The sequence below is a fragment of the Fusibacter tunisiensis genome (assembly GCF_016908355.1).
In the GTDB taxonomy this organism is placed as follows: domain Bacteria; phylum Bacillota; class Clostridia; order Peptostreptococcales; family Acidaminobacteraceae; genus Fusibacter_D; species Fusibacter_D tunisiensis.
Genome location: NZ_JAFBDT010000049.1, coordinates 1 through 4,532 on the forward strand (window position 1 = coordinate 1; position 4,532 = coordinate 4,532).

The 4,532-nt window shown below is 35.3% G+C and carries 4 protein-coding genes and 1 rRNA gene; all 5 read right to left on the reverse strand.

The genetic code is table 11. The annotated features are described in order from the left end of the window. Window positions 1-218: 218 nt before the first annotated feature. Window positions 219-1,421, reverse strand: coding sequence for a [FeFe] hydrogenase H-cluster maturation GTPase HydF (gene hydF / locus JOC49_RS12825; protein WP_204665436.1), 1,203 nt, complete (start codon window positions 1,419-1,421; stop codon window positions 219-221). Between the two features lie 9 nt (window positions 1,422-1,430). Next, window positions 1,431-2,849: a [FeFe] hydrogenase H-cluster radical SAM maturase HydG gene (gene hydG, locus JOC49_RS12830; RefSeq protein ID WP_204665437.1), complete on the reverse strand. Its 1,419-nt coding sequence runs from the start codon at window positions 2,847-2,849 to the stop codon at window positions 1,431-1,433. Further along, window positions 2,849-3,910, reverse strand: coding sequence for a [FeFe] hydrogenase H-cluster radical SAM maturase HydE (gene hydE, locus JOC49_RS12835; RefSeq protein ID WP_204665438.1), 1,062 nt, complete (start codon window positions 3,908-3,910; stop codon window positions 2,849-2,851). Before hydE ends, hydG begins: the two co-directional genes overlap by 1 nt. Beyond that, a complete protein-coding gene (locus tag JOC49_RS12840) occupies window positions 3,907-4,167 on the reverse strand; it encodes a TM1266 family iron-only hydrogenase system putative regulator (protein ID WP_204665439.1) in 261 nt (86 codons plus the stop codon). Before JOC49_RS12840 ends, hydE begins: the two co-directional genes overlap by 4 nt. Window positions 4,168-4,439: 272 nt before the next feature. Beyond that, window positions 4,440-4,532, reverse strand: a 5S ribosomal RNA gene (gene rrf / locus JOC49_RS12845); the annotation flags it as partial.

The following is a 4,532-nucleotide window of genomic DNA, read 5'->3' on the forward strand; positions in this document are numbered from 1 at the left end:
TTTGAAGTTTCCCTCAACTGAATTGCGTTTGGTTTTTTTCATTTAAGCTGTTCAATTTTCAAGGTTCTCTCGACGCCGCTTATCAGCGACAACTTGGATATTATATCAAGATTTTATTTTCATGTCAACGTCATTTTTAGATTTTTTTCATCTTTTTGATAGAAGTAAAAAAGAGGTAGACTTTCACCATTAAAGTCCACCCCTTTGCAACTCGAGTTTTATAATTCTGAAGCAAATAGTTCTACGCTTCGATCTAGTATCCCATTCATGTGTGCAATCAGAATACCGTAATTTGTTATAGGCACATTATTCAAGACTGTTTCATCAATACGCCGTCCCATTTCCCTTGTATTCAACATACAACCCCCACAATGAACGACTAAATCAATACCTTCAAAATCCGAAACAAATCCGGTTCCACTTGTAAACTTAAACTCAATATTATCATGCCCCAAATATTTTTGAATCCACTTTGGAAGCTTGACAGTTCCTATATCATCACACTGCCTATGATGCGTACATCCCTCGGCTATTAATATTTTTATAGGTTTATTCTCCGCGAATGTTTTCAATACCCTTGCGCCTGCTACCACTTCTTTTAGATTTCCCTTATATCTGGCAAAGAGGATCGAAAAACTTGTGAGCATAATTGTGCTCGGAACAGTATCTTTTATTTGTTCAAATACCTGAGAATCCGTAATAACAAGTGCAGGTGGTTGTTTCATCATATCTAATAAATCTTTCAATTCTTCTGGCTGTACAACCATGCATTTCCCATGAAAATCTAATACTTCCCTCAAAACCTGCTGTTGTGGCAAAATGATTCTGCCCTTTGGTGCTGCACTATCAATTGGGACCACCAAAACAACATAACTTTTTGGTTTCAAAATATCCATAACAATATATTTTTCTTGATGTGCTTCTCTCGATATTGCACCAATTCTTTCTTTTAATTCAAAAATATTAAAACCTGTTAAAGCACTTACAACGATATGATTTTCTTCACATTCTATGGTCTTGGCATGGTAAACATCTGCTTTATTTAAAACAACTAAAAAGGGTGTTCTTCTTTTTTTTAGATCATCTATAATAAATTGGTCTTTGTCTGAAATTCCTGTATTTGAATCCACGACCACCAAGGCCAAGTCTGATTTTTTGAGCACATCTATTGTTTTCGCAATACGTTGACTGCCCAGTACACTTGTGTCATCTAATCCAGGTGTATCCATAATTACAACCGGTCCTATTGGTAAAAGCTCCATCGTTTTATACACTGGATCAGTTGTTGTTCCTGGAACATCGGATACAATTGCCAAATCTTGACCTGTTATTGCGTTAATTACACTGGATTTTCCAACATTCATTTTACCAAATATTCCAATGTGTATGCGTTCTGATGAAGGTGTTTGATTCATTCCCATTACAATCTCCTAAAATCTAAAATCGCGTTCGCCTTTTTCAATTGACAGTAAATTTGATTTTGCTTTCTCCATTACAATTGGATGTGTAACTTTTTCAATTTCATCCGCAATAATAGCCTCACCAAGTTTTAGCGTCTCTTCACTTGCATAGTCCATTAAATATTCCTTTAATGTAATTAAAGAATTAGGATGACAACAATTGATAATTTGACCACTCTTCAATAAACTCATGAACCGATCGCCAGTGCGTCCTTCCCTATAACAAGCTGTACAAAAAGAAGGGACATGGCCCAATTCTAATAACCACTTAACAACTTCGTCCAAAGTCCGATTATCACTTACATCAAATTGTTCTGATTTATGATCTTCAAGTTCAGGTTTTACATAGCCACCTACGCTTGTTTTAGACCCTCCACTTATCTGAGAAACACCAAGTTTTAAAACTTTTTCACGACAAGTCTTACTTTCTCTAGTGGAAATAATCATACCTGTATAAGGTACTGATATTCTAAGACATGCAACAATTTTAGAAAATATCTCATCATCTATACCATTTGAAAAATCATCTGCATCTATATCATCTGCATGTCTAATACGTGGTACGCTAATTGTATGTGGCCCCACACCATAAGTTGCTTCTAGATGCTCAGCGTGCATCAAAAGACCAGCAAATTCATATCGGTATCTTTCAAGACCAAATAAAACACCTAGACCAACATCATCGATACCACCTTGCATCGCTCGATCCATTGCTTCAGTGTGGTATACATAGTCATGCTTTGGACCTGTTGGATGCAATTTTTCATAGCTTTCTTTATGATATGTTTCTTGAAATAAAATATAAGTACCAATACCTGCATCTGCCAACTTTCTATAATTTTCCACTGTCGTTGCTGCTATATTAACATTTACTCTTCTTATGGCACCGTTTTTGTGTTTGACATTATAAATTGTATTAATGCTTTCAAGTACATACTCAATTGGACTATTTATAGGATCTTCACCCGTTTCAAGCGCCAACCTTTTATGTCCCATATCTTGAAGCGCCATGACTTCTTGTCGAATTTCATCTTGAGTTAATTTTTTTCTCGCTATATGTTTGTTTTGATAGTGATAAGGACAATAGACACATCCATTTACACAATAATTTGATAGATAAAGCGGTGCAAACATCACGATTCGATTGCCATAAAATTTTTCTTTAATATCTTTTGCAAGTTGGTAAATTTGTTCATTCACATCTTCAAGATTACATTCCAACAAAACAGTTGCTTCTCTATGTGTTAATCCCATACCTTGTTTCGCTTTATCAAGAATAGAATCAATCAATTTTCTGTTGGATTTATTCTTTTGAGCGTATTCAAGTGTATCCATAATTTCATTATGATCTATAAATTCTGCTGCTTTTTTTGATGTTTTATTATACATTATATACTCCCCTCTCTTATGGCAATAAAATCGCCTCTATGAACAACAACTTGGTGACCTATAAGTTCCATGTCTTTCCTTAAATTTTCTAAACTTTCTGCTGCTTCTGATCCAGTGTATGCCTTGTTATCATATAACAAATATTTATTGCGTACATTCATTGGTGATAAATTTGGCATTATGACGTTTGCACCAGACAGTACACCCTTTTCCCTACCTTTTACATCAACAGTTCCAAGTGAAGTTGTCGCTGGAATTAAGGCTGATGGTAACATAATTCTTATTAAAGCCAACATAAATTGAGTTAAATCTACACGTCCCGGAGGACACGCTTTGAAAACACTTTCATGGTGTGGTACAAAAGGTCCAATGCCAACCATTTCAGGGTTTAACTCTTTTAATATGGACAAATCTTTAACCAATGATTCTGGCGTTTGTCCAGGTGAACCAACCATAAATCCTGTGCCAATTTGATACCCGATAGACTTTAAAATTTTTAAATGAGTCAATCGATCTGCCAACTCTTGTCCTGGTGAATGCAATTTTCTATAATGAGATGCATCACCTGTTTCATGTCTCAATAAATACCGATTTGCACCTGCATCATATAATTTTTCATACGATGTCCTTGAACGTTCTCCAAGAGACAATGTAATGGCACAATCAGGATAGTTATTTCTTATTTTTTGAATCATAGGCACCAATTTGTCATCTGTATACCAAGGATCTTCACCACCTTGAATGACAAATGTTCTAAATCCCAACTCATAACCTTTTTCACAACACTTAAACACCTCGTCAGGCATAATACGATATCTTTCAGCTTTAGTATTGCCACTTCTTATGCCACAATATAAGCAATTACACTGACAGTAATTGGTTAATTCAATTAATCCCCTTATATAAATGTCACGGCCATAATAACTTTCTTTTATTGCCATGGCTATACTTTTAGCATACATTAAATCTTCTTTTGAAAAAGTGTCAATTAGAATTGTTAAATCTTTATCATTTAACTGCCTAAAACGATGTAAATAATCTATACGCGCCTTATTTGTCATAGTTTGCTCCCAGTATTTTTGGCATATACAGTTTTTGTAGAAACACCTTGTAACATCCCTAATTTTCCTGAAATGGTACTGATAATATCCATAGGTGCATCCACAGCCACCGAGATTATGTGTATTTTTTTATCCCGATAAGGTACACCCATACGACTAATAACATATTGGCCATAGTCGTGTAAAATTTGATTCAATTTTTCAGCAGACTCATACTGTTCAACAACAATACCGATTAATGCAACTCGTGTCTCCATAAACCCCCCAAAAATAAAAAATGCGCCCAAAAGGCGCATGAAAATTAAAGTCCATTCTACGCCTTCTGCATTGGAAAACTCCTTTGCGTCAGATTCATTGACCATTAAAAAAACGATTTAGTTAGCTTGTGATTTAGAGAAAGGAATTCCTCGCCCTTCATCGTTAATATTATAACATACATATTGTTAAATAGATGTCAATTTTTTGTAATGAATTCTTTCACATAAAAAAAGCCTAATCGAAAATCGATTAGGCTTTACTTATAGTCTCAAACCGGCAACGTTCTACTCTCCCAGGCAGCTACCCGCCAAGTACCATCGACGCTGGAGGACTTTACTTCTGTGTTCGGGATGGGAACAGGTGT